Here is a 24728-nt window from a genome sequence, read left to right as displayed (position 1 = left end):
ATAAAACCGGTTTGCACGAGTACCATGGATGCCTTGAGTTACTCCCTGTTTTGAGCAGACCGATAGAACCAGCGTTTGGTCCATTCTGCCGAGACAAAATACATCAGGATAATCACCAGCAACATTAACAAAGAAAAGAACGGCAAAGGAGTAAATCCCAATGCCTTTGCCAGAGGGGAGTACGGCAAAACAAAAGTGATCAAAGCACTTGCCAGGGTTGTACCGATCATGAGGGGACTGGGATGACTGCGAAAGAACGGCAAACGGGTACGAACAGCAAAAACCACAAACATGGCAGAAAGCACTGACTCGATAAACCACCCCGTCTGAAATTGTGCTTCGCTGGCTTTCAGAAACCAGAGTAATACAGCAAAAGTTACATAATCAAATACGGAACTCAGGGGTCCAAAGATTAACATAAACCGACGAATAAAATCCACATCCCAACGATGGGGACGTTCCACATACACTTCATCCACATGATCCGTGGCAATCGTCATTTCCGGAAAATCTGTCAGAAAATTGATCAGCAAGATTTGTTTGGGAAGAAGCGGAAGAAAAGGCAAAAACAATGAAGCCCCTGCTACACTGAACATGTTGCCAAAATTGGCGCTGACCGCCATGAAGACGTATTTCAGGGTATTGGCAAAAATTTTGCGCCCTTCTCGAACCCCTTCTTCAAGCACATCCAAATCCCGCTTGAGCAACACAAAATCAGCGGCATCTTTGGCTACATCTACAGCATTTTCTACCGAAATTCCTACGTCGGCACTGTGCAACGAGGGAGCATCATTGATCCCATCCCCCATATAGCCCACCACATGTCCCATCTTTTTGAGTGCCAGGATAATGCGTTCCTTCTGGTTGGGGTCTACCTGAGCAAAAATATCCGTTCGTTCTGCAATATGCCACAAGGCTTCATCACTGAGTTGGTCCATCTCCCGGCCGGTTAAGATTTTCGCCGACTCAAAGCCAATTGACTCAGCAATGTGAGCAGCCACCAGTTTATTGTCACCTGTAATGATTTTGAGACGGATTCCCAAACCTTGCAAACGAGCAATTGTTTCTTTGATCCCTTCCTTGGGCGGGTCAAAAAATAATAAGAAGCCCAGGAAACATAAATCACTTTCGTCTTCCTGAGTGTAGGCAGGCTTGACCTCCATGACCCGCGAGGCAATTCCCAATACGCGATACCCTTGAGCACTCCATTGGGTGTACCGGGACTGAATCTCTGCCAGATGATCCGAGGTTATTCCTTGAACGCCACCATCTATTAATGCATGCGTACAAATTGAAAGAATATTCTCCAGGGCACCTTTGCAGATTAATGTGCGGGTATCCTCTTCCTGCACAACCACACTGAGACGCTTGCGGACAAAGTCATAGGGAATTTCATCCACTTTTTCCGCTCCCGGTACAGGGTTGTGCATACAAGCCAGAATAGCCTCATCCAGCGGATTGGAAATGCCCGTCTGAAAATAAGCGTTCAACCATGCCTGGCGCTTCACTTCCTCAGAATCCTGTCCATGGAAATCGTATGCGTGATCCAGTCGCACCACGCCCTCGGTCAGGGTCCCTGTTTTATCGGTGCACAGAATATCCATGCTGCCAAAATTTTCAATGGAAGACAGACGGCGAACAATGACCCCATGGGCTGCCATCCCGCGCGCACCTCTTGCAAGGTTGATGTTGATAATAGCCGGAAGAAGTTGGGGGGTTAAACCCACCGCCAGGGCAATGGAAAACAGCAGCGAGTCCAGCACTGGCTTATGAAAGAAAACATTTACGGCAAAGATGATGATCACCAGGACCAGCATCACTTCGGTAAGCAAGTTTCCCAGTTTACGAATACCCCGTTCAAATTCTGTCTCAGGGGGACGCAGGCTCAGACGCTTTGCCGTACGTCCAAAAAAGGTTTGTGTCCCTGTGGTCACAATCAGGGCTTTGGCACTGCCACTGCGCACGCTTGTCCCCATGAAGACGCAGTTACTGCGCTCCGATAAGGGGGCTTCTGAAGAGACTACCCCGGGTTGTTTTTCAACCGGAAAAGTTTCTCCTGTCAGCACCGCCTGATTGACAAAGAAGTCTTTGGCTTCCAGAAGAATTCCATCTGCCGGGATCAGGCTACCTGCCGAAAGAAGCACAATATCCCCTGGAACCACTTCCTCGGTAGGGATGGTTTGTTCCTGACCATCCCGCAAAACCTTCGTTTTTACATTCACCTGAGCCTTTAGCCGGGCTGCTGCATTACTGGCTCGATATTCCTGCACAAAACTCAGAAGGGCGCTGCCGAAGATAATCGCCAGAATAATCACTGCGTCCGTCCAGTCCTGAACAAAGGCAGAAATCAGAGTAGCTACCAGGAGGATTAAAATGATCGGACTTTTGAATTGATTGAGAAATAAGCCAATGGGCGTTAACTCTGTTTGCGCTTCCAGCGTGTTTTTGCCAAAATGTTTCAAACGTTCCTGAACCGTCTCTGTACTCAGCCCATGGGTCGTGCTTTCCAGTTCCTGTAACAACTGCTGTGTTTCGATGTTCCAGTAATTGGAGAAATGTTCAAAAGGGAAGGTTTGAGCAGACATTGTGACGTTCCACCCTAAAGATTGATTAAGAAATTTGGGGAGAATTTATGAGAATTTTGTTTATTATCCACCCGTTTAATCAATATGACAACCACTGAACCAGGGGACTGTAACCAAATTTTTGAACGAATCTTCAAACATGGGATTTAAAGAGCAGGATTTTCTTGGAGGTCCCATGCCCAGAACTGACAAGCAACTGTGCTTCCGTGGAGCAACCCAGTGGTGGTTTTGTATCTCCGTGTTCGCTGGTTGCACTCTTGAGCCTGCCAATCATTTATCCCGTGTGGTGATTGGTCCAGGGAATACCCACATCAGCATAGAAAGCCACATAACGTTGCCAATCACAGGATAACTACATGACCAGGTTGTGAAGTTTTCCCAAGAGGTCACCTGTTTTTTAGCACCGCGCTCTACGCTGGCAGGGCTGAGTGATCCTAGAACAGTCATCTCAAAAATTTGTAAAAATTGCAACAAATATCCGGAAAAGATGAAATTTATCAAGCGGGAGGCACATAATATTTACTCACCAGTGATACCAAGGAAATACGTGGATAGCAAACGATTTATGCATCCCGAATGGTTATCTTAAGTTGATCATTTTTATTCTATCTGGAGACAACGGAAGAAAATTGGTGAACAACAAAATGGATATCATCCGCTGTAGTTAGGCGCCCCAGGGAGATGCGAATGGAAGAGGAGGCTTGTTTTCGAGTCAGCCCAATGGCTTGTAACACATGAGAAGGCTCAGGTGCGCCCGTATTACAGGCAGAACTGGTGCTCATCATTAGTTGGGGCAGGCGCAGTAATAACACATCGGCGTCTTCTTCAAAGGTCAAACTGCTCGTGTTGGGAAAGCGCGGTGCAAACCGAGCATTGATACGCAGATGAGGAATGTTTTCCAGAAGACGCTTCTCTAATTCATCCCGTAGGGTTTGAAGTCTGAGGCTTTCGCTGGAAATTTCCGAACACGCAATTTCACTGGCTTTGCCCAAACCTACAATCCCGGGGACGTTCGATGTACCTGCCCGCAAACCACGCTCCTGACCGCCCCCTTCCAGAAGAGGACGGATGGGGATTTTTCGTATACCCCCGCGCACATAAAGCGCCCCCACGCCTTTTGGTCCGTACATTTTATGGGCGCTGAGAGAGAGTAAATCTACCCCCCAAGCATTAACATCCACGGCAATTTTCCCGACGGCTTGCGCGGCATCGGTATGTACCAGCACGCCATGAGAATGTGCCATGAAAACAATTTCTGAAATGGGTTGAATTGTTCCAATTTCGTTATTTGCACTCTGGATAGAGACAAGAAAGGTGCTTTCATCCAGGGCTTTTTCAAGCGCTTCTAACAACTGACGTAAAGATCGCGCCTGTCATTCTTGAAATCCATGTGCAAGTTCTCGAATGAACTTCTCAATAACCTCTTTAACTCGATCCTCAACTCGATCCTCGGCTCCTTCAGGACATCCTATAAGCAGGCGGATTCTTTCTCTTTTAACACCGTTTGCAAGACCTGATAACCTGAGGCTTTATAAGGTATGCTGTAGCAATACGAATCTCTTGAGCATTTTGAATTCCAAGCTAAATGCAATCGAAGGTAACAGAATTGGCGGAGAAAAAACGATATTTGGCTGTCATAGTTTCGACGTATATCACAAGTAATCTTTCTTCTCTGGAATTACTCCCCTCACCCCACCTCTTGGATTTTCCACATCACCCGCATATCGAGGAATCAGATGAACATGCACATGGGGTATCGTTTGTCCAGCAGATGTTCCAATGTTGATTCCAATGTTAAATCCGTCAGGGTGATATTTTTCAGAAACCAACTCTTTCACACGATCTGTCATCAGCCATAAAGCCGTTTTTGTGTGAAAAGATAAATCAAAGTAACTGGCAAGGTGTTGTTTAGGAATAATCAAAGCATGTCCCGGTGATACCGGAAATTTATCCAGTATAGCGTAAGCGCTGGCAGACTCAGTTAGTAACTCCCGTTCCTCCTCAGGTGCACAAAACGGGCAATTATGTGGGTTGGAATGTGGTAACCGATTGTAATGCCGGTATTCGTAAATTTCAGCATTCTTTGTAAGGAGAATACTCCGATATGGCAACCTCACATTACACTGATAAACATTTACGCCGCGTTTTACATGAAAACGAAAACCATTCTTCTGAATATCTCGTCTGACAGCAAAATAAGCACGACCATCCGGCTGTAACAGTTCCGAAATAGCCATCAACACATGAGCTTGTTCTTCAGGAAGAAGGACGTTCAGGACATACAGGCATAGAATAGTGTCAAATTTCCCCTGAGGGATTTCAGGGAAATAATAAGGATCATAACCCGTAACTTCAAAGCCCTGGTTGCGCAAATATTCTACATCTGTTCCCAAACCACAACCGAAGTCCAGAACACGCCCATAAATTAAATTAGTTTGCAAAAGAAAACGAACAGGGAAAGACGCTTGATTGCGTTCTTTTACAGTTAGATGACTGTTTGGATTCTGGGGCGATTGGTACACAAAATTCATGGTCTGTATTTCCAATTCGCGGAAAAGCCCATATTCGCAGCCACTTGCAATTGTGGTGCGATGGTTGCCTGAAATGAATCGCGGAATTGACCGAAACTCATTTTTCGAAGTTCTTCCACACTACTGACTTTCAACAAAACTACATAATCTTCCAATAACTTCTCTGACTTAGCCATAGGAGCAATGCTTTGAACTGCCTGGTATTGCATGCTGGTAAATGGCTCAAGATAGGAAGGATCTGGAAGATTGTCATTTTTGGATGCATTCACCTCCTTAGGAGTAGGAATCAGATTCCAAAGCAAGTCATGGGCTACAAAACGCCAGGGCAAAAAATGATCTATCGAATACTTTCCTGGAAATATTGGCTTTCCCGAATAAATACAGGTCAATGAACCCGCCTGTCTTAATACAAGATTCCAAAATGAACGGGCTTGTAGCAAATTTCGGCTTTGTGGTTTAAACAACTTTCCTGCAATACCGGGAACATTTGGATTATGTTTCTGTAGGTAATTAATCAAATGCCAAAGACAAAAACCAGTAAGGATTGCCAAATGTTTCTGCAAATAGTTATACCAGTCAGGATGAATCTCAATATTGTCAGTGAAATTCACAAACCGATATAAACATGGCTGATGGGTATAAAAGGATTGTTCCGCAAGTTCTTGAATACGCCGATTAATCTTCCAATCATCCTTACCCCTCAGCACATCGGTGAAAAATGGGCGTAGAAAGCGGTAAGGCACATAGTCGGCTAAATCCTTTATTTTCTCTCCAACATCATCCTTTCTCCTAAGATGGTCAAGCGCAACATTCGCAATAGTATCAGGTGTACTCTCCAGGGTTATACCTGAACGCTCCATAATCAAGGTAATCACATTACCAAGTTGATCCTGTTTTCCAAACGACAATCGATAATAGTTAATGGGATACCAACCCATTGCCGCCATGCGTGCGAGTAAGGCATGAACAGGTATAACCCGCCCCTCGTCTTTGCGTATGCTCTCCAAAATAGCCAGGAACCAGTAAAACTTGTAAGAATTGGTTACATTATCGAAACTGGAAGCGAGGGCTTGAATTGGTAATGACGGAGTGTAAGGAAGAGAAATGTTCATGGCTATGATGTCATTCTATAGATGGAAGCCGTACTTTTATCAGAAAACGAAGATATCTAGCGTGAAATATCTCAACTTAAGTGTTTATACAAATTTTTTCTGTGTATACATTTGCTTAGCCAGAAAAAGTCAGTTTCACTTTTCCACAATTGCACCCATTATGGAAAGCCACCCTTATTAATGTCGGCATTGAGACGGTAATTCTATTTGGAAACTAGTATAGCAAAGATTTTCCCTTTGCTAAACCTTCACCAGCAAAGTGCAAGAAGAGCAAGGCGTGTCCTTCAATGGAATAGACGCCCGCTGGGTCTCTGACCCTCTTCCTGCTCCACACCGAACTGCGGTTCAGCACATCCTGAAGCCCCCTTGCCTGAACAGGTGGAAGAAGTGGAAATCAACTTGTAGAGTGGGATAATGATGAGTTGCGTCATTACCTGGCACGTTTAGCGCGGTCTCCATGGTGCATTTCCGTTATCCCTGGACACTGAAATGCGCTTTACGCTCATTGGAGCGTTGCTTTAACTGGTCTCAAATTTTCAAACAATGCTATCCAGCATTTCCTGTTCATCCATAGAGTTTATTTCCTCAGTATTTTAGCCCCTCCCTAATACACATCAACACAATTGTTGAACAAAATCAATATATAATTTTTAAAACTATTGTTTGGTCAGGTGACAATGAAAACCATTGCAGTATGTAATCAAAAAGGGGGGGTAGGTAAAACAACCATCACCCTTAATCTATCTGCCGGGCTGGCAATGGTTGGTCAAAAGGTGTTGATGATTGACCTTGATCCTCAAGCCAGTTTGACCCTCTCAACCATTGGGGAAAGCAGTGGACAATGTATTGCTGAGGTAATAGGCAGTTCATTACCGGGCAAGTTATCCATTCTGGAAATCATTCACCCTCTTCAGGAAAATTTTCACCTTGCCCCGGGCGGTTTATCTTTATCCATCTCCGAAATTGGGTTAGTTACTCGACTGGGTAGGGAAAACATCCTCAAAAAAGTTCTCAGCGCCATAGATCACCATTATGATGTGGCCATCATTGATTGTGGTCCATCAATGGGGTTATTGGTAGAAAATGCGCTTAATGCGGCAAATGCGGTGATCATTCCGACATTGCCCACACCTATTGATAAAAAAGGCGTCTCTATTTTATTAGAGAGCCTTCAGGCAGTTCGCAACGAGTTAAATCCCGATTTGGAAATTTTGGGACTGGTCATCAGTCAGTATGACCAGCGCTTGAAATTACACCAACAAATGCTGGATGAGTTCCGTATGATGGACTTGCCCTTACTTGCGATTATTGGACGCAGTGTAGAAGTTGCCAGAACGATCGGCGAAGGCAAACCTTTAACCAGCGGCAGGCTACTCCCACAAATGCATGAGTTAACAAGTAAGGTTGATTTCTGGATTAAACATGGCAAACTGCCAGACTCATTCCTTTCCGGTTAAGACTTTCTGAATAATCTGATCCAATCCGTCAGGTGTACCCCCAAACCGTGCAATGACTGCGGACCGCACCTGAGCAAAAATCTCAGCATCTGAGGGCATTGCCTCGCAAGAGGGGTGAGGGGGCGACTTCACACCCGCTGGCAGGCGGGTTAATGTAACACCCCGCTCACGGGCTCGTTCCTGCCCCAAATCGGTTATAACAACATCATCACCAATATGAATCTCCTTGACTCCCTGATCGGCATGGAAGTCAATATCCTTTGCTGTCAGAAATTTCTTAGCCATACAAACCTCCCCTTCTAGGGAACACCCTCAATTTCCTTCAAAGCAGTCACTGCCGCATCTCTTGCCGCTAAGATATCGGCTTCTGTGCCAGCCATCCATAATCTTCCAAAACGCCCAACAGAACTGATGTGCATCAAATTGACCGGAGCCGCTTTTTCCGCTTCGTTTGCGGCTAAATTGATATAAGCCGCTGGAGCGCATTCCAGAACTAACATGGTTTGTCCAGGCACAAGCATCATTCCTCGTGCAAATCGGTTAAGCAATTGCGCTTGATAGGGATTTACGTTGGTAATGACTTGCAGAGATGCAATTTCAGGTTTTTTCCTGTCGGTGATTTTTAGCCCTAATTGTTCCAATACTACTTGCCCAGCCTGAATCACATCTTCCTGTGAGAGAGAATGGATTTCAAACATGCCAAACTCGCGCTCAACAATTTGTGCCCCTGGTCTTACGTCCGTGGCTTTTACGGCAATATCCACCACCCGAAATACCCAGTTACCGGGCGCCATTTCCACATACAGGCTCGCCATCCCCTCAACAGGTAAATCTCCCTGTGTAATCGTGCCTACAAATGCCGCATATTGGGGTTGCATTCGATCCAAATAGCAATAAGCACGTAATTCGAATTGGTCTGCCATAACTACTCCTTACGAAGAAATTCGGTCGTTCATTGCAATACCCAGTGGAGTGACAAATAACGGATTGCCAGGAACCACGGTTTTGATACCCGTTATCCCTTCAATCACTTTTGGAAACCCTATAAACGCACTGCTCCCCCCAACAAGATAAATACAATCCACCGCATAGGGTTGAATATGGCGTTGAATAATAGAACCAACCTTTTCCATCACCGGGCGGACTAACGGGTATAAAACAGGTTGCTGGGAAGGATCAATTTTCTTCTCTTCGGCTTCATGGAAAGAAATTTTCAAAGCCCCTGCCACAACCAGAGTAAAATGCGTCCCACCTGTTGGCTCATCAGCGGTATAAATCACTTCTCCATTTTGAATAATAGCAATCCCGGTCGTCCCTCCCCCAATATCTACAACCGCACCATCCTTAACTTCCAGAACAGCATTTGCCGCAGTGGGTTCATCCACAAGATTTGAACAGTTCAAGCCCGCCGCTTCAAGAACATAACGAGTAGCACGAACTTCTGCTACCGGCACACCAGGCGGGTACGCGGTTGCGGCGGAAGTTAATTCAAACCCCAGCCGGCTTTCCAAATCTGCTTTCATTTTCCGCACCAGATCGACCGCGCCGGCAAAATCAACCACCAACCCATCCCGTACAATTTCTGCGAACTGATAGGTGCCAACCAGCGGTTGATAATCTTCGGTAAGCACAAACATGCTGACATACGCTGTTCCCAAATCTACACCACAATGAACCTGCCCTCGATATCCATTAATGGAACGACGCTGGATGGCTTTTTCGGCTTCTTGTAAAAAAGAATGAAGGTTGGTATTCATGAGTTTTTATCTTCAATCTTTCCTGCAACGAAAAGCAATTCCAGATAATATACTGCATTGCTTAATCGATTGACCGCATGGGCTAATTCTGGTTCTTGCGGCGCAGATGCCTCGTAGGCAGTAAAGGCTTCCAGGGCTGTGATTTCCGCCTCTCTTACCTGAGTCCGCAACCAGTTTAACCAGAGAAGCAGTTCTGAATCGTGAGATCCGGGGACGATGTGGTCGATCCCTACGCTTTCTTTGGGCGTATGCGTGGCTTTGCGAATTTCGTCATCGCTTTTCCCGTTCAACTCCAAGGGCGCAACTTTTCGTTGATTGTATTCCGCGCTGGAAATCTCTCGACAATAAGCCGCCAGAGTGCTCAACAACTCACTTAATGTTGGATATCGTTCTCTCCTGGCGATTGCGCTAACCAAAAGGAACAGCGCATGGAGAGAGTCCATCTTCCCTCGAAAACGAATCCGCGGGTGTGTTTTCGGAGTGAAATACTGGTTATCCAACTGAGTCATGTGATCGGGCTTGGGTTTGACAGGCATGCCACAAGTACTGCAACGGGGAAGTTCTCCAGTAAGTACAACAGGAAACTCTCCAGGCTTATCCCATGCGGGTTTGGCTGAAGAATCTTCGGGAGGACGAGGATTTCCTGCGGGAACTATGGCTGGTTCGAATTCCACTTCCATATTCCATTCCTTCAAAAAGTCTTGCGCAGAAGGTGAGAGACGGGAATCCGCAGGAAGCCGAATAACCATCCCCTTTTTGGGTTGTCGGATTTGATCACGGAGTTGCGCTTCGGTTACTATTGGCATGAAAAACCGCCTTTCTGTTGCGCTTAACCAGCCCACTCAGCAGGGTAAGTTACATATAAAAACTTTGCCCATTGCGGTGTGCCAAATGAAATTTTTGTGCCTTTGGGAATGAAGATTACGTCGCCTGGTTTTCCAACCACTGTGCCTTGATCCGTAGCGATGTGGAGTTCTCCTTCAATCACAAATTCAATCTCGTCATACGTGAGCGTCCAGGGAAAACTCCCCTTATGCAGGGTCATGAAACCAGCCGCCATGGGAGAGCCATGTTGAGCCGTAATGACATCCTCAAGGCGCACATCCATTTCAGGACGGTTAATCTCAAAGGAGAAAGGCGGCATGACCAGCGAACGTCCATCCACATGCACAACCGATGCCCTTTTGGGAGTAACAGAGTTATCTCCTTTTTCGAGCAGTTTTCCAACAATTTGACGGACTTGTTCTTCCAAACTGCTGGAGACTACTTCAGCACGTGTTTGACTGCCAGGCTGTTCTTTTTCCACTTCAATAATTTTTATTCCCAGTTCACGCGCCGCATCGCGTGCTAAAGGAGTAATTAATTCTCCCGGCGAGAGTTTTAACTCCAAAACCTTTTGATCTGCCAGGCTTCGCACATCCTGAGCAGTGTAGCATTTTTTTGCCATAGGGCTTATCCTCCCATAGTAACCACTTCTCCCGGCATGATACCAGGAATGGTAGTGTGGATTTTTTTACCGGTTTAAGGGTGGAAAAATTTGCTCTGTCGAAAAATTTTTCCACCCTCAGGTACGGCTTTCCACACTATTCCGAAACTTTGGGAAGGATCATTTCCACATCGCTGTGAGGGCGAGGGATGACATGCACACTAACCAGTTCGCCAACCCGTTGCGCCGCGGCGGCACCTGCATCGGTAGCGGCTTTTACAGCGCCAACATCTCCTCTTACCATCACGGTTACATACCCGCCGCCGATATATTCTTTCCCGATCAATTTCACGTTGGCGGCTTTAACCATGGCATCTGCCGCTTCAATTGCTCCCACAAGACCTTTTGTTTCGATCATACCCAAAGCAATCATTTGGATGGTCATAGAAATCTCCTTTTGTTGAATTTGAGAGGGTGGTTTGGATGGAGGTATGGATTCGCCTCCTGTGATGGATTCATCCGATGTTTTTGGAAGAGAAGGTTCATCAGATACCGGCGCTGAAGATTTCATCTCATCTGCCGCTAAGGCTTGATGACTGGGCAACCGGCAATATCTGGAACCCGGAATTGCCGGGTTCTGGCATCTCTTCCCGCTTTTTGTTATTGCCTGACACTGTGTATCGTTCATGCGCTTTCACCTCTTTACCGCAATTGTTAGCGGAGGTGTTCCAATTGCCTTAACACTCGGCGAACGATATCCTCAATCTCTTCATCGCTGACCGCAAAAGAGGAAAGAGATTGAACATTCTCAGATTTCACATCTGGAGCCAGAGTATATGCGGCAGAGGGCGGAGATTGAATTTCATAGGCAAGGCGTTTGATATTCATCAAGTGTGTGGTTGTTATATTATCACTGACGATAGCCCCTCCAAGACCTCCTGGTGCTAAAGTTAATGCGGGGAACACTCCTGTAGAAGCTCCAATGGCTCCCATCGTTCCCCATGAATTCACGATAATGCGGAAGGCAGGTTTTTCGATGCCAAAAGCCAGAATCACCTCTTCATCGCGCGCATGAATGACCAGCGAATGCCCATCCCCGCCATATTTGAGAAGTTGAATACAACGCTCGCATCCCGCACGCCAGCCGTCTTCAACCATGAAACCCAGGACAGTGGTCAGTTTTTCTCCACTCAGTGGGTACTCCCTGCCAACACCGGGCAAGTCCACGACCAGCACTCTTGCCCAAAGAGGCACCTGAATACCTGCCATCTTTGCCAGTTGTTGAGGGGTCTTTCCAACAGCCTTGGGATTCATTGCGCCGGGAGCCTGAAAGAGTAATTTTTCAATGGCGGGGACATCCTCTGGTGGCAGCCAATATGCTCCGTTCTTTTTCATTTCCTCGCGCAATTGTTCGGCAATGGGCTTATCTGCTACAACACATTGTTCAGTGGAACAAATTACCGAACAATCAAAGGCTTTGCTGTTGACGATATCGCTTGCCGCTTTTACCACGTCAGCACTGCGATCCACATACACGGGAACGTTACCAGGACCTACCCCAATGGCAGGTTTTCCAACACTGTGGGCGGCGCGCACCATTCCAGAGCCGCCAGTGGCAAGGATCAGGGACACTGCATAATGCCGCATTAATTCCTGAGTTCCTTCCAGGGTGATATTCTGCATACACGAAACCAGCCCATGCGGCATCCCCGCCGCCTCACCGGCTTCTGCCATAATCCGAACGGCTTCATAGGTGCTTGCCCGAGCGGAAGGATGGGGAGCCACCACGATACCATTTCGTGCTTTTACCGCAATGAGAATTTTATAAATGGCTGTTGAGGTAGGGTTGGTGGATGGCGTTAGAGCGGCAATCACCCCAACCGGCCAGGCAATTTCAATCACCTTGCGGTTTTCATCACGACGAATTACGCCTGTGGTTTTGATATCTTTGATGGAATCCCAAACCGTTTTACTGGCAAACTCGTTTTTTAGTTGTTTATGACGAGGTACACCATACCCGGTTTCTTCATGAGCCAATTGTCCCAGTCTTGCCGCTTCTCGAAATCCCGCCTCAGCCATCGCACTACAAATTCGATCCACTTCCTCTTGAGTGGCAAAAGCAAAAGCGCGTTGAGCTTCACGGCATTGAATTGCTAGATGACGTGCTTCCTGAATTGAACGGAGATCCAGATCATAATTTTCTGGTAATGCCATGAGACCTCCTTAAAAGAGGATTGAGAAGCCTGTCATTCTGCTGAAAGTTCAACAGATTTCAGTACTTTTTCGGATAACGAGCCACTTCCAGTACAGCATCCTGGAAAGCCTGACAGGCCGCTCGACAGGCACTTTGCGTACCGGAGAGCAACGCGCCTGAAAAGTTGGTCTCGGATGGTGGCTTCCACCAAACTCGCAGTTCAACTTCGGCGGCTTTCAAAGCGGCATCAATTGCATAAGTGGCTTCGATTGGCGGGGCAATCAAATAGGCTAATGGAGTTCCCTCAGGTACGCCAGCCGCCTGACTCAGATAACTTCCTGAGCGAGAAATGGTGTGCGGAAAGAATGCCAGAGTATTTTCTTCGTTTGCTGAAAGGAAGTAGGCATACTCTGTAGCATATTCAATGCAGGCATTCAGTCCTGCGCGTGCTTCTGCCGGGTTTGGCGCCGCCAGAATACCAATGATTTCGCCGGAGAGAGGGCCCGAAGCATGGGCTGAGCCAGCATAGAAACTGTGGGCATACACAACTTCCACTTCGGCTTTTTTGGTTGCCTCGTCTAATGAGACATACAGACAATCGTCTATATCGCAGGTGATGAGCGCCAAACTTTTCTGGTCAGGGCGTAATCCCATCTCCTTAGCAAAGCTCGGGTGAACATTAGGGATTATCCTTGCTGAAAGAATATTGGGGCGAATAGGATCTAAGATTGCCATTGGATCATCTCCTTACTTCAGAATGATCAGCTTTGTCCACTGGTTTTGAGTTTCAATTCCACGCCACTGGCTTGATACTGAAGAGTCTTCTTGATCATGTCCACAACAAAAGCACCGCCTTCAAGTGGATTCGTTCCACCGTGGACAGTGATCATGCATACAACATCTCGCTCCGCATCGGTCTTCCCGGCGGTCGGTCTCCACCCCATGTATGCACTCATAGCATCTGCAATTCCCAAGCCAGGGCGTTCTCCAATGAGGATAACAACTATATCGGCGCCAATGATGTCGTTCACATCATTGATTACCCCAACCCGTGCATACTTAATGAAAAATGATGTCCCAACGCTTATGTTCGCGCTTTTCAAACCCTGCAGTATGACCGGATAAATCACGGGTAAGTTGTTATTAATCGCGGCAGCGCTTAAGCCATCGCCCACAACGATTTGCACCTGTGGTTTCTTTACACAGCGTTCAGCAATGATGCGTTTGGCTTCCTCGCTCAGTTTTCTGCCAAGATCGGGGCGGGTGAGGTATTGATTTCGGTCTTCTACCAGGGTTTGAACCGTGAACAGGTCAAATTTATCCAGCACAGCCTGTTCTACTTCCCCGTAAATAGCGTCCTGAGTTACGCCATGATCGGATTGGAAGAGAAGTAATGTAGAAGTTCTCGGTCTGGGCCCGGCTCGTCCAACCCCAATTCTTGCAGTTGTGGTAGACATCAAATTCCGCAAACCTTCAGAATCGTATGGTTTTTTCACTCCGGGAGCAAAGCGGGATTCGGGAAGTGTGGGGTCTGGCAAGTCGATAATCAAATCCCCATTGGATGCTTTTTGGTTTTGAGAAGGAACTTGCTGTTCTGCATTCTTTTTACTCAGTTCAGCCAGAACGGCTTGAACAATCGCTTCAATATCTACTTTCCCTTGTTCCATAAGACATGCTCCTTATTTTCTCTGCAGGAAGAACGAGGCATCTCCGGCTTTTTCTGTCAGTTTCCCGTTCTCCATCAAGCCAATTGACTCCATCCACTTTTCGAACTCTGGTGATGGTCTCAACCCAAGCAGTTGACGTAAAGCGGCGGTGTCGTGATAACTGGTGCATTGGTAACTCAGCATCACATCATCCCCCATGGGGACTCCCATGAAATAGTTACATCCTGCCGCAGTCAACAAAACCGCCAGGTTTTCAATGTCGTTTTGGGTGGCCTTGGCGTGGTTGGTATAACAGGCATCACATCCCATAGGAATTCCGGTCAATTTGCCCATGAAATGGTCTTCCAAGCCTGCCCGGGTAATTTGAACGGAGTCATACAGGTATTCAGGTCCTATGAATCCAACAACGGTATTCACCTGGAAGGGTTTATATCGCTTGGCAAGCCCATAAATGCGCGCCTCCATGGTTAATTGATCGGTGTTGTAATGCGCATCGGCTGATAAAGCGGTACCCTGCCCGGTCTCAAAATACATGTAATTGGGTCCGGCTGTCCAGCAATATTTCTTTGCCATTTCATAGGCTTCATCCATCATTGCTACCGTGACGCCAAAAGCCTCATTGGCTTTCTGCGATCCTGCCAGACTCTGGAAAACCAACCCAACCGGCGCTCCTCGCCGCATGGCTTCCATTTGTGTAGTTACATGTGCAAGTACGCAGTTTTGCGTTGGAATCTCCCACTTCTGGATGATGTCGTAGGTCATTTCCAACAAGCGCATGACGCTCCCCAAAGAGTCATCGACGGGATTGATGCCGATGACACTATCGCCAGAGCCAAAAGATAATCCTTCATAGATGGTGGCACGAATTCCTTCGGGAGAATCGGTTGGGTGGTTAGGCTGATTTCGGGATGCCAGGGTGCCTTCCAATCCGATGGTGTTGTTGCAGTGGGCAGTGATGCGAATTTTCCGAGCCGCTACCATGAGATCCATGTTGGACATGAGTTTGGTAACAGCGGCAACCATCTCGGCGGTAAGCCCGTTGCTAATGCGCTTGATCATATCTCCGGTGGTGGTATCTGCCAGCAGCCATTCACGAAATTCGCCCACTGTCCAGTGCTTTATCTCGTTGTAAATGGTCTCGTTTACAGAGTCCTGGATAACGCGTGTGACCTCATCCTGTTCGTAAGGCACTGCCGGGTGATTTCGCAGGGTTTCCAGTGTCACTTCTGCCAGAACGTACCGGGCAGCCATGCGTTCGGATACGCTTCTTGCGGCAATTCCAGCCAAACGATCGCCAGATTTCTCTTCGTTGGCTTTTGCCATCACCTCTTTGATGGAGCCGAACTCATATGTATTTCCAAACAGCTTGGTTCTTAAGAGCATAGAGAACTCCTTTGCTGAAACACTTCAGATGAAAGTGGATTGGTCATCCTTCATCAGTGATAGAAGATTAATGTTTTTACAGAAAGAGGCACTACTCTGCCGTCCAATATGGGTTCCCCGATATCAATAAAGTCCCCCTCAGCCAGATTTATTTGGTCTACACTGATCAGAGGAATCTGCGGATGAATTGCCCGAATGGTTTGCCCTAATACCTGGGCATAATCTGCTTCGCCAACAATCACCAGGGGATCGTCTTGTTTCAATTCTTCTCTGGCAAATTGAACTACCCCTTGCGCAATAGATTGGAGCGTGGGGAAATCCAGGCGTGCAGGAAGGTTGAGAGCCAAAGCAAATGTTCCGGCATTTTGTTTGAGATCCCATCTGCGTGTTGCATTTCGAATGGCTTCAGCGATTTTAGCGGGATCATGAAGATCGCGTTCCTCAAGGGCTGGACGAATGACAGGCAAATTCCGCATGGGGAGCAATTTGGCATCTGTGAAAATTGTGCTTCCGCTCAAGGTCACCGTCTGACTGGCGGCACCCAGTACGGTTGCTCGCAAGGTCTCTGCTGGAACTTCTATGCGCATTTTTCGAATGCGGGGATTCATCCTTAAGGACTGTGCCAACAAGGGACCTACATCATTGTGGATTGTGACATCTGCCAGCGAGCGAATATCAACAGGATGATAGAAATAGGTGCCCACTCCCCCAGAGATAAACAGAATTTTAGACTCCTCTGCATGGATTAGAGGTGGTGAAAGTTGCAATTCCTTTCCCAAATCACTCTCGATGCCCTGAATCAGGTCAGCAACCAAATCGGCCATACAATCACAAAAAGGCTTAATGATCTCCACATCCACTCGTTTGCCAACAAAAATTGGTAGTCCCAATGCGTTAATGATGCGTTGTCCGGGAGGGGCAATGTGCTGGACAATGCCGGAGGTTTTTTCAATGACGATTTGACGCCCTCCCACTGCCATTGCGGAAGAGGAAAGATGCTCTCCCAATCGAAAAATTGCGGCATTTGAAGTTCCTCCGCCAATATCCACATTGGTAACGGTGGTGTAATTTTCGGCAGAGTATGCCGCCGCTCCTGAACCCCTTCCGGCAATGAGCGATTCCACATTAGGCCCTGCAACTGTAACCACAAAATCACCCGCAAGCGAAGCAATGCCCTTCAGGATCTCCTCAGCATTTTGGGTTCTGGCGATTTCGCCAGTGATGATGACTGCCCCTGTTTCCACCTGCTGGGGTTGCACTCCGGCTTTTTGATATTCAGAACGGATGATTTCGGTTAACTTTTGCACGTCTACCAAATCGGGACTGAGCAGTGGGGTAAAGTAAGCAGGACTTTCATACACGGCTGATTTGGCGCTGACCTGAAACCGGGGGACTTGTCCTGGTCGGGAAACACTCTTTACTGACAAACGGGAAAAGACCAGTTGGGTGGTTGTAGTGCCAACATCGATGCCAACACTGAGCATTTCCCGCGTATCAGACATGGACAAGCGCCTCCAAAGGATTTACTCTTCCACTTTCGGTAAAATCATCTCCACATCACTATGCGGGCGAGGAATGACATGAACGCTGACCAGTTCTCCGACTCGCTGGGCGGCTGCAGCGCCAGCATCGGTAGCGGCTTTTACCGCACCCACATCCCCCCGCACCATGACGGTTACATACCCGCCGCCAATGTATTCTTTGCCAATCAATTTCACATTGGCCGCTTTGACCATTGCGTCGGCCGCTTCAATTGCGCCAACCAAACCTTTGGTCTCAATCATGCCAAGGGCAATCATTTGAACTCCGCTCATTGACTTTCTCCTTTCTCGTTTCTAGAAATCCAAATTTAAGTACGGTTAGTTACTTTTCGCTCTTTGGAGCTACCAGCATGGCAACAAGTACAGCGGTAATTCCAGCGGTTAACTTTCCTACGATCATGGGGAAGATTAAATCCCTTTCCACACCTGCAGTAAATCCTAAATGGTCACCAAAGGTGAAAGCCGCGCTAACTGCAAAAGCAGAGTTGAGGACTTTACCCCGCACATCCATATCCTTCATCATTGCAAACATTGGGATATTATTCGCCAGCGTTGCAACCATACCTGCGGCGGCAATATCGTTCATTCCCATTCTTCGGCCTAGCGCCATTAAAGGTTTCTTGAAAACTTTGGTGATGACCTTAACCATTGGGAAAGCGCCTAATAGGACAATACCAATCGAACCAATGATCTGAATACCATCCCAAACTGGCGCCATTCCCGGAATGATGACCACGCCCGTGAGGGTTTCCCATACAATTGCGGCCAATCCAATGGTAATCATTATGACCACCCCCTTGCCAAAGTATTGGAAACCAGTGGTCATCTTATCCGGAAAACGCCATAAGCCAAGAGCAATCAACACTGAAACCAGTACTACAGGTACCAAATTCCCTAAGACAACATCTGCTCCCCATCCTGCAGTGAAGCCGCCTGCAATGCATCCCAATGGTATGGTAATGAATCCTGCAAGCATGCCCAGAGCCAGATATTTGCGATCCTCCGCGGGAATCAATCCCAACGCAACTGGAATTGAAAATACAATCGTTGGGCCCATCATAGCACCGAGGATAATTCCAGCGTACAACCCAGCCTCTGGATCAATGGCTAACTGTTTCGCCAGTGGATATCCCCCCATATCGTTGGCAAGCAGTGTGGTAGCAAACATGGCAGGATCTGCGCCAAGAAATTGATACACAGGAACAATGATTGGGCGCAGTACACTTGCCAGCACAGGTGCCAGAGAAATCACCCCCACCATTGCTAAGCCAAGGGGCCCAAGGGCGTTGAAGCCATTCTCAAATTCTTCACCCAACCCAAAGCGGTTTCCCAGAATGCGATCAATGGCACCAATGACCATAAAGATCGCCATCAACCAGATGATGATTTCATTTATGCTCATAGTTCAATTTCTCCTTTGACCAATTGATGTTTTAAGAAGAAGGACCAGCAGTGAAAACAAAATATAAATCACTCCCCTCTTTCACCTCCTTAAGTGAAAATCCCAAACGTAGTGAACAACGAGATTATGGATCGTTAACTAATAAGCCCCTAACTTTTTTGAAAAACAAGTTCACCATTAACTTCTATTGAGTCGAGAATGCCAATCACCACAGCATCCACAGGGATATTCGCAGTTTTCAAAGTCTCTCGTGCGGAACTGCCCTCAACTAAAATCACGAGTTCCCCTTCGCCAGCGCCCACGGTATCAGCCACCAGAAAGGGATCTCCATAAACCTGATTGTCAGGGGTTGCTCTTTGTGCAACCAAGAGTTTGAAACCGGTCAACTTTGGGTCTTTTGCTGTTGATACAGCAGATCCAATGATCCTGGCGATTTGCATTGTTACCTCTGTTTTAAAATGAATGAAAAGGACCGAGATTACTTAAAGAAGAGAATGCAACTTGATTAACAAATAAATTAAAATAAGTTAAAAACATTATAATGATTTAGAAACTAGAGTCAAGAGAGACTGACTGAAGTTCGGGCATAAGTTGGGACATTTGTAGTGTATAAAGAGCCTCCCAACCGATACACTTGGTTCGCAGCAACTAATCGGTAGGAGGCTCATCATGGATAAGTATATCCCGATGCGTTCTTTCATGGAGGAGTTTTTTGATGATGAAATCACCGCTGCCAAAGCGGCAGAAATTGGGCAAGCCATGCTGGTGGCCCGCTCCTTGCGGCTGACCGAGATTGCGGGCAAAATGCGCGGCGGTAGCGCGGCCAGTTACAAACGCATCCAGCGCTTTCTGCAAAAGGTTGACCCGCGGGCCATGCTCTGGCGTCTGTTTTGTGAACAAGCCGAGTATGTGATTGGCGACCCGACCGAGATTGAACGTCCACAAGCCTGGAAGACGGAGTATGTCGGCACGCTCAAAGACGGCAAGACGCGAGGCTTCTGGGTGTTGCTGTTGGCCACACCCTATCGCGGACGGGCTCTCCCTTGCGGTTTGCTGACCTACTCGTCCAAGACCATCGCCGCTGACCGGTCGTCGCGCAATGTGAACCATGTCCGTGCGTTCGCCGGATTGAAAGACCTGCTGGGGGAGCGTCCGTTGGTGTTGGATCGGGAATTCAGTTACCTCGAATTGTTGCTCAATCTGGTCGAAGAGGGAGTGAACTTTGTCATTCGTCTGAACCTGGGCCACCATCCGCCCAGGTTCTGGGATGCCGAGGGCAGGGAAGTGGTCTTATCACTCGCTCCCGGTGAAAAGGTAATCCACCCATCCGTGTGGTACAAAGGCAAGGTATGCGTCAACCTGATCGGTGTCTGGAAGAAGGGCCTGGCTGAACCGTTATGGGTGATGAGCAACCTCGAACCCGAGCGGGCATGGCAGGTGTATCTCTGGCGGATGAAAATCGAGGAAACCTTCCGCGATTTGAAAGGACTGCTGGGGATGACCCGGCTGATGAATAAGCGACAGGAAAACATGGAAAAGATGGTAGCAATGCTGCTGTTGGTTTATGCGATTGCCTTGTTGATCGGTGAAGGCTTGCGAGACCGCCTGTATGGATCGCCAAACCAGCTACAGGAGAATGTTGATGTCGTTCTGCACAAGACGGGCAAGAAATGGCGGCGCTATTCGGGTCTGTTTATCTTGCTCAAACAGAAATGGTGGCTTCCACCCCGTGAGTGGCAGTCCATTGTCAAGGAGGCTTTGGCGTCGTTTGTTGCTATCGTTCGCCCAACTGTCCTAACTCATGTCTGAATTTCAGAGACTGAGACGAGAGACTGTAACAAAATTGGTAGACGAATTTCCGAAATTGGGGGGAGAGGAAGAGCAGGAGAAATTTCAGAATACACCAGAAAGGTTCATACCAAGAATTGATATGCTACTCCCGGTAGTTTTAACAAGCCTAAAGCGCATTTCAGCACAAAAGTTTAACGCAAGGAACACGCTAAACGAGCGGCATAGCAACGCGACTCGTCATTACCCTCTTTCCCAAAACAGGGATTCACTTGCAAGTTTGGACTCAGGAGTAGATTTTCCTCCAAAATCCATGCAGGGAAACCTCTATGTACGCATGCCTCTTTTTGATTTATTCTGATCTCCCTTTTCCTCGTATTTCAGGAAAAGTGTTACGTTTGTAGGAGAAGTGTCCCTACAGAGTACCTGTGTTGGAATGTCTTTATCTTCCCCTTGATTTATTCACTCTTGTTTCCGATTATCAAAACAAACCCATCACCATCCACCAGGTAACCTCAATGGGGATCAGCACGATAAGGGTTACAAGGGTCAGGGGGACTCCATATTTCAGAACCTGGCGGGAGCCGTAACCACCCGTATCGCCCTGTCCCAGCAGGATCGTAACATGCTGGAACGGAAAGATGTAGTGAATGGCAACGGCGGTATACACCAGCAACGATGGGAAAAGCGGGCTCCAGCCTGCAGAAACCGCATAATGCACCATCGGAGGCGCCATAATGGACATGCACGCCAGCGCACTGCCCAGCACCATGTGGATTACCATTGTCACACCACCGACCAATGCGGCAAAGATATAAGGATTTTGCGGCGTTTTGGCAGGTAGCAGGTTTCCTGCCAACCACTGCGCCAACCCGGTCGTTCTCCCCACCGTACCAATTGCCATAGCGCCAACCACGAATAACAGAATGGGCCAGTTGATTCCGCTCATCAGGTCATTTTCATCCAGCACTCCACCCACTTTGGGTAAGGATAACCCCACTGCTACCAGCAGAGCAATCCAGGCTGGATCGATCCCATGAAGAGAGTCGGTCATCCAGAGGACAAGAGCCATAGAGACCCAAATCAGGGTAATGATTTCTTTTCGAGTCATCTTACCGTGCTTATCCTGTTCCAATATCAGGCTGGTTCGGTCAATTTCTACCGGATCGGTTTGGGGAAAAATCGCCATGTAAAGGAGCATCATCAGCACGGAAGCCAGGATTCCCGGAACAGCCATATATTTTGCCCAATCCAGCCAGCCAACAGAGAGTCCGCTGAAACCAATCGTAGCAATATTAAGAGTTGAATCACCGGTGAGCAAAATGGTTGAGGTAGCGGTTGTGGCAACAAAGACCGAAAAGCCCAGTGAAGCCGCATCAGTTGCATTGACACCCGACTTTTGGATAACGGCGCGCATCAAAGACATCATTAACAGTGCGCGGGGAAAGGGATGGGGGATGAGAAAACTGAGCACAAAGCCCAGGACATAGGTCAGGATAATCAAACCGAGATAGGAACCGGCGAAACGAATGATAAAAAAGGTGGCTACCCGTTCAGCCAAACCGGACTTGGTAACCGCTGTAGCCATCAGAAACGAACCGATAATCAACCACATCAACGGCGTCGTCCAAATGGCGAAAACCTCTTGAGGGGTTGCCACCCCCAGGAGGATATACCCCATGAGCATTAACAAGGTGGAGTACGCCGGAGGTACGATTTTGAAAACCCACCAGATCACGGTAAAAAGCGTGATGGCGAGAGCCTTTTTGCCTTCAGGGGCAAGTCCATGCAGAGGTAAAAACCAGATACTAACCGCTGCCACAACAGAGAGGAAAACTCCCACGAGTGGTTTGACACCAGGCAATTGGAATAAAGAAGTGTGGTTGCCAGGCTTGTGCATTGCGGGGTTAAAAACGAAGCGCCTTATCAAGGAAATTCAACACTTTCTGTATATTTTGTGGAGTTTCGAAAGCAGAATCGGCATGACGAGCCTCAGGAAGGATTTCATACGTGACACCCTGTGGGTTAACAGCGGCTAATTGATTCGCAAAATGGAGCGATTGTTGATAAGGAACAGTCTCATCCAGGCGGCCATGCTGAATGAAAAACGGCGGCAATCCAGGGCGGATGTAGGTTTCTGGATTGGCAACCCGCACGAGATCCGGAACGTCGGTGATTTTTCTGCCCAGCAAAAGCGATTCGGGAGAATTTTCTCCGCTGTGGGTATACTCGGGCGGAGGGGGGAAGCCCGACTCCGCCAACTGCTCATCCATTTTCAGGAAGTCCGTAGGCGGGAACCAGGAAACGACAGCCTGGACATGGTCCGGCTGAGCGGCGTTCCCCAACGAAGGATCATCAAGTTCGCGGATTCCTGCCGTCACCCCCGCCATTAACGAGAGGTAACCGCCAGCAGATCCACCCCATGTGGCAATGCGATTCGGGTCAAACAGGTAGGTCCTGGCATTGGCTCGGATCCAGCGGATAGCCGCCTTAATGTCGTGAATCAGTGCTGGAAAAGTTGCTTCACCACTCAGGCGATAGTTTACGCCCACCAGAACATAATTGTACTTGAGCACTTCAAACATAGGTTTGATTTGAATGTCGCGCTTATCTCCCCCCATAAAAGCCCCACCGTGAATGGAAATGACTACCGGAAATGGTCCGTTTCCCTCTTCAGGCCAGTAAATATCCAGTTTTTGGGCAGGAGATGAATGAGCATAGGGAAGATCAAACATTTTTCGCTTAATGTGGTCTGTATTGGCTTCCGGAATGGGAAAAGGAACAGCATAATGAGGTTTGGTTGACATGTTTATCTCCTTTGGTTCTTTACTTGTATGAAAAGCATTCTTTGAACGCCGCTTTTCTACAGAATTACAAATTTCACGCCGCTACTTTGGCAACGGTCTCTTTGGCTTTTCGGTTTTTCTGGTAAACATCAAAGCCTACTGCGATCAACAGAACAGCACCCTTAACCACATTCTGTGAAAAATCGGGGAAACTCGCTAACTGCATAGCGTTGTTTAAAACGCCGATGATCAAAATACCAGTGATCAATCCAAAAATAGTGCCTTCACCCCCTTTGAAACTTACTCCACCCAGCAGAGCGGCGGTGAGACAATCAAATTCCAATCCTTGTCCGGTGGATGTCTGACCGGCGAAGACCCGCGAAAGAAGCAGGACCGAAGTGATGCTTGTAATAAAGCCACAAATGGCAAACAGAATCACCTTCATGGCATCAACATTCACACCCGCAAGGCGCGCCGCTTCTTCATTGCCGCCAAGCGCAAAGATATATCTGCCAAAATAGGTACGGGTGAGAATAAATGAGCCAATCAACGCTACAATGATCATCACCACAATGGGAACCGGAATCGGCCCAATAAAGCCCTGACCGAACCAGCGGAAAGCATCAGGGAATCCCATAATATTGCGGGAATGGGCAAGAATATATCCTATGCCTTTGTAAATGGAAGCAGTACCCAAAGTGATGATTAATGGATGAATCTTTAATTTGACTGCCAGAAAGCCATTGATTGTGCCCAACAAAGTACCAAGAACCAGAATCAACGGGATCGCCAGTGCCATGGGGACTTTGTAATCCACCATCAAAATCGACAACACGATATTTGTGAGGACAATCTGAGAGCCGAGAGAAAGATCAATCGCTCCACCAATCATCACGAACATCATTCCCACCGCACTGATCGCCGCAAAGGACACCTGGCGGATAATGATGACCAGATTCTTGGCGGTCATAAAGTTGGGCGTGGTAATCGAGAAGAAAATGACCAGACTGATCAGGATCATCAATGGCGCGTACTTTCGCGTGACAAAACCAAACTCGTCAATCCAACGGGATAATGAGAATTGTTTTTTCATAAATAG

General features: G+C 47.6%; 24 protein-coding genes. 3 read left to right on the top strand and 21 right to left on the bottom strand.

Annotated features, from left to right (window positions below; translation table 11 throughout):
• Positions 1–38: 38 nt before the first annotated feature.
• From mgtA to ANT_RS03655, 4 genes are all read right to left on the bottom strand, one after another.
• On the bottom strand, positions 39–2585 hold the full coding sequence (gene mgtA, locus ANT_RS03670; RefSeq protein ID WP_013559161.1) for a magnesium-translocating P-type ATPase: 2547 nt from the start codon (positions 2583–2585) through the stop codon (positions 39–41).
• A gap of 605 nt (positions 2586–3190) precedes the next feature.
• Positions 3191–3937 (bottom strand): cysteine desulfurase family protein, encoded by a 747-nt coding sequence (locus ANT_RS03665; protein WP_013559159.1) that lies wholly within the window; start codon positions 3935–3937, stop codon positions 3191–3193.
• Positions 3938–4237: 300 nt separating this feature from the next.
• Positions 4238–5116 (bottom strand): HIT family protein, encoded by an 879-nt coding sequence (locus tag ANT_RS03660; protein ID WP_013559158.1) that lies wholly within the window; start codon positions 5114–5116, stop codon positions 4238–4240.
• Positions 5113–6228 (bottom strand): HNH endonuclease domain-containing protein, encoded by a 1116-nt coding sequence (locus tag ANT_RS03655; protein WP_013559157.1) that lies wholly within the window; start codon positions 6226–6228, stop codon positions 5113–5115. Before ANT_RS03655 ends, ANT_RS03660 begins: the two co-directional genes overlap by 4 nt.
• A 677-nt stretch (positions 6229–6905) precedes the next feature.
• Between ANT_RS03655 and ANT_RS03645 the strand changes: the two genes are divergently transcribed.
• The gene (locus tag ANT_RS03645) at positions 6906–7685 is read left to right on the top strand and encodes a ParA family protein (protein WP_013559156.1); all 780 of its coding nucleotides are present in this window, start codon (positions 6906–6908) and stop codon (positions 7683–7685) included.
• On the opposite strand, the gene ANT_RS03640 is transcribed toward ANT_RS03645, so the two are convergent.
• The 6 genes from ANT_RS03640 to eutM (ANT_RS03615) all read right to left on the bottom strand — a co-directional run bounded on the left by ANT_RS03640 (position 7668) and on the right by eutM (ANT_RS03615) (position 11307).
• Entirely contained in the window at positions 7668–7970 is a 303-nt protein-coding gene (locus ANT_RS03640; RefSeq protein WP_013559155.1) for a hypothetical protein, read from the bottom strand. The two genes, ANT_RS03645 and ANT_RS03640, sit on opposite strands and share 18 nt — an antisense overlap.
• A 14-nt stretch (positions 7971–7984) precedes the next feature.
• A complete protein-coding gene (locus tag ANT_RS03635) occupies positions 7985–8608 on the bottom strand; it encodes a hypothetical protein (RefSeq protein ID WP_013559154.1) in 624 nt (207 codons plus the stop codon).
• A 9-nt stretch (positions 8609–8617) separates the two neighbouring features.
• Positions 8618–9442 carry an ethanolamine utilization protein EutJ gene (gene eutJ / locus ANT_RS03630; protein ID WP_013559153.1) on the bottom strand — a complete coding sequence of 275 codons (825 nt, stop codon included), beginning with the start codon at positions 9440–9442 and terminating at the stop codon, positions 8618–8620.
• Positions 9439–10122 (bottom strand): hypothetical protein, encoded by a 684-nt coding sequence (locus ANT_RS03625; protein ID WP_041454588.1) that lies wholly within the window; start codon positions 10120–10122, stop codon positions 9439–9441. Before ANT_RS03625 ends, eutJ begins: the two co-directional genes overlap by 4 nt.
• Before the next feature lie 149 nt (positions 10123–10271).
• Positions 10272–10889, bottom strand: coding sequence for a cupin domain-containing protein (locus tag ANT_RS03620; RefSeq protein ID WP_013559151.1), 618 nt, complete (start codon positions 10887–10889; stop codon positions 10272–10274).
• Between the two features lie 136 nt (positions 10890–11025).
• Positions 11026–11307, bottom strand: coding sequence for an ethanolamine utilization microcompartment protein EutM (eutM, locus tag ANT_RS03615; protein WP_041455268.1), 282 nt, complete (start codon positions 11305–11307; stop codon positions 11026–11028).
• Between the two features lie 83 nt (positions 11308–11390).
• On the opposite strand from eutM (ANT_RS03615), the gene ANT_RS17540 reads away from it, so the two are divergent.
• Positions 11391–11609, top strand: coding sequence for a hypothetical protein (locus ANT_RS17540; RefSeq protein ID WP_041454586.1), 219 nt, complete (start codon positions 11391–11393; stop codon positions 11607–11609).
• Here the strand turns inward: ANT_RS17540 and ANT_RS03605 are convergent.
• From ANT_RS03605 to ANT_RS03570, 8 genes are all read right to left on the bottom strand, one after another.
• Positions 11583–13082 (bottom strand): aldehyde dehydrogenase family protein, encoded by a 1500-nt coding sequence (locus ANT_RS03605; RefSeq protein WP_013559149.1) that lies wholly within the window; start codon positions 13080–13082, stop codon positions 11583–11585. The genes ANT_RS17540 and ANT_RS03605 overlap by 27 nt on opposite strands.
• Before the next feature lie 58 nt (positions 13083–13140).
• Positions 13141–13797: an ethanolamine utilization microcompartment protein EutL gene (gene eutL / locus ANT_RS03600; RefSeq protein ID WP_013559148.1), complete on the bottom strand. Its 657-nt coding sequence runs from the start codon at positions 13795–13797 to the stop codon at positions 13141–13143.
• A 26-nt stretch (positions 13798–13823) separates the two neighbouring features.
• A complete protein-coding gene (eutC, locus tag ANT_RS03595) occupies positions 13824–14729 on the bottom strand; it encodes an ethanolamine ammonia-lyase subunit EutC (RefSeq protein WP_013559147.1) in 906 nt (301 codons plus the stop codon).
• Positions 14730–14741: 12 nt separating this feature from the next.
• Positions 14742–16112 (bottom strand): ethanolamine ammonia-lyase subunit EutB, encoded by a 1371-nt coding sequence (locus ANT_RS03590; RefSeq protein WP_013559146.1) that lies wholly within the window; start codon positions 16110–16112, stop codon positions 14742–14744.
• A gap of 53 nt (positions 16113–16165) precedes the next feature.
• A complete protein-coding gene (locus ANT_RS03585; RefSeq protein WP_013559145.1) occupies positions 16166–17614 on the bottom strand; it encodes an ethanolamine ammonia-lyase reactivating factor EutA in 1449 nt (482 codons plus the stop codon).
• A gap of 21 nt (positions 17615–17635) precedes the next feature.
• Positions 17636–17926, bottom strand: coding sequence for an ethanolamine utilization microcompartment protein EutM (eutM, locus tag ANT_RS03580; protein WP_013559144.1), 291 nt, complete (start codon positions 17924–17926; stop codon positions 17636–17638).
• Positions 17927–17975: 49 nt separating this feature from the next.
• Complete coding sequence (gene eutH, locus ANT_RS03575; RefSeq protein WP_013559143.1) at positions 17976–19055, bottom strand: ethanolamine utilization protein EutH; 1080 nt, start codon at positions 19053–19055, stop codon at positions 17976–17978.
• 149 nt (positions 19056–19204) lie between these two features.
• Positions 19205–19495, bottom strand: coding sequence for a EutN/CcmL family microcompartment protein (locus tag ANT_RS03570; RefSeq protein WP_013559142.1), 291 nt, complete (start codon positions 19493–19495; stop codon positions 19205–19207).
• Between the two features lie 229 nt (positions 19496–19724).
• Here ANT_RS03570 and ANT_RS03565 point away from each other — a divergent pair, with 229 nt between their 5' ends.
• Positions 19725–20864: a transposase gene (locus tag ANT_RS03565; RefSeq protein ID WP_013558589.1), complete on the top strand. Its 1140-nt coding sequence runs from the start codon at positions 19725–19727 to the stop codon at positions 20862–20864.
• 460 nt (positions 20865–21324) lie between these two features.
• Here the strand turns inward: ANT_RS03565 and ANT_RS03560 are convergent, their stop codons facing one another.
• The 3 genes from ANT_RS03560 to ANT_RS03550 form a co-directional block, all read right to left on the bottom strand.
• Positions 21325–22743, bottom strand: a complete 1419-nt coding sequence (locus tag ANT_RS03560) for an SLC13 family permease (protein WP_013559141.1) — start codon at positions 22741–22743, stop codon at positions 21325–21327.
• A gap of 7 nt (positions 22744–22750) precedes the next feature.
• Positions 22751–23650 carry an alpha/beta hydrolase gene (locus ANT_RS03555; RefSeq protein ID WP_013559140.1) on the bottom strand — a complete coding sequence of 300 codons (900 nt, stop codon included), beginning with the start codon at positions 23648–23650 and terminating at the stop codon, positions 22751–22753.
• Positions 23651–23723: 73 nt separating this feature from the next.
• Complete coding sequence (locus tag ANT_RS03550) at positions 23724–24722, bottom strand: ABC transporter permease (RefSeq protein ID WP_013559139.1); 999 nt, start codon at positions 24720–24722, stop codon at positions 23724–23726.
• Positions 24723–24728 lie beyond the last annotated feature (6 nt).

This window comes from Anaerolinea thermophila UNI-1, assembly GCF_000199675.1.
Classification (GTDB): domain Bacteria; phylum Chloroflexota; class Anaerolineae; order Anaerolineales; family Anaerolineaceae; genus Anaerolinea; species Anaerolinea thermophila.
The sequence above is the reverse complement of the archived record's forward strand: the minus strand, read 5'-3'. Positions and strand labels throughout refer to the sequence as shown.

Coding starts and splice junctions, on each gene's coding strand:
- mgtA (WP_013559161.1), bottom strand. CDS start 2,585: ATGTCTGCTCAAACCTTCCCTTTTGAACATTTCTCCAATTACTGGAAC.
- ANT_RS03660 (WP_013559158.1), bottom strand. CDS start 5,116: ATGAATTTTGTGTACCAATCGCCCCAGAATCCAAACAGTCATCTAACT.
- ANT_RS03655 (WP_013559157.1), bottom strand. CDS start 6,228: ATGAACATTTCTCTTCCTTACACTCCGTCATTACCAATTCAAGCCCTC.
- ANT_RS03645 (WP_013559156.1), top strand. CDS start 6,906: ATGAAAACCATTGCAGTATGTAATCAAAAAGGGGGGGTAGGTAAAACA.
- ANT_RS03640 (WP_013559155.1), bottom strand. CDS start 7,970: ATGGCTAAGAAATTTCTGACAGCAAAGGATATTGACTTCCATGCCGAT.
- ANT_RS03635 (WP_013559154.1), bottom strand. CDS start 8,608: ATGGCAGACCAATTCGAATTACGTGCTTATTGCTATTTGGATCGAATG.
- eutJ (WP_013559153.1), bottom strand. CDS start 9,442: ATGAATACCAACCTTCATTCTTTTTTACAAGAAGCCGAAAAAGCCATC.
- ANT_RS03625 (WP_041454588.1), bottom strand. CDS start 10,122: ATGGAAGTGGAATTCGAACCAGCCATAGTTCCCGCAGGAAATCCTCGT.
- ANT_RS03620 (WP_013559151.1), bottom strand. CDS start 10,889: ATGGCAAAAAAATGCTACACTGCTCAGGATGTGCGAAGCCTGGCAGAT.
- ANT_RS17540 (WP_041454586.1), top strand. CDS start 11,391: ATGTTTTTGGAAGAGAAGGTTCATCAGATACCGGCGCTGAAGATTTCA.
- ANT_RS03605 (WP_013559149.1), bottom strand. CDS start 13,082: ATGGCATTACCAGAAAATTATGATCTGGATCTCCGTTCAATTCAGGAA.
- eutL (WP_013559148.1), bottom strand. CDS start 13,797: ATGGCAATCTTAGATCCTATTCGCCCCAATATTCTTTCAGCAAGGATA.
- eutC (WP_013559147.1), bottom strand. CDS start 14,729: ATGGAACAAGGGAAAGTAGATATTGAAGCGATTGTTCAAGCCGTTCTG.
- ANT_RS03590 (WP_013559146.1), bottom strand. CDS start 16,112: ATGCTCTTAAGAACCAAGCTGTTTGGAAATACATATGAGTTCGGCTCC.
- ANT_RS03585 (WP_013559145.1), bottom strand. CDS start 17,614: ATGTCTGATACGCGGGAAATGCTCAGTGTTGGCATCGATGTTGGCACT.
- eutM (WP_013559144.1), bottom strand. CDS start 17,926: ATGAGCGGAGTTCAAATGATTGCCCTTGGCATGATTGAGACCAAAGGT.
- eutH (WP_013559143.1), bottom strand. CDS start 19,055: ATGAGCATAAATGAAATCATCATCTGGTTGATGGCGATCTTTATGGTC.
- ANT_RS03570 (WP_013559142.1), bottom strand. CDS start 19,495: ATGCAAATCGCCAGGATCATTGGATCTGCTGTATCAACAGCAAAAGAC.
- ANT_RS03565 (WP_013558589.1), top strand. CDS start 19,725: ATGGATAAGTATATCCCGATGCGTTCTTTCATGGAGGAGTTTTTTGAT.
- ANT_RS03560 (WP_013559141.1), bottom strand. CDS start 22,743: ATGCACAAGCCTGGCAACCACACTTCTTTATTCCAATTGCCTGGTGTC.
- ANT_RS03555 (WP_013559140.1), bottom strand. CDS start 23,650: ATGTCAACCAAACCTCATTATGCTGTTCCTTTTCCCATTCCGGAAGCC.
- ANT_RS03550 (WP_013559139.1), bottom strand. CDS start 24,722: ATGAAAAAACAATTCTCATTATCCCGTTGGATTGACGAGTTTGGTTTT.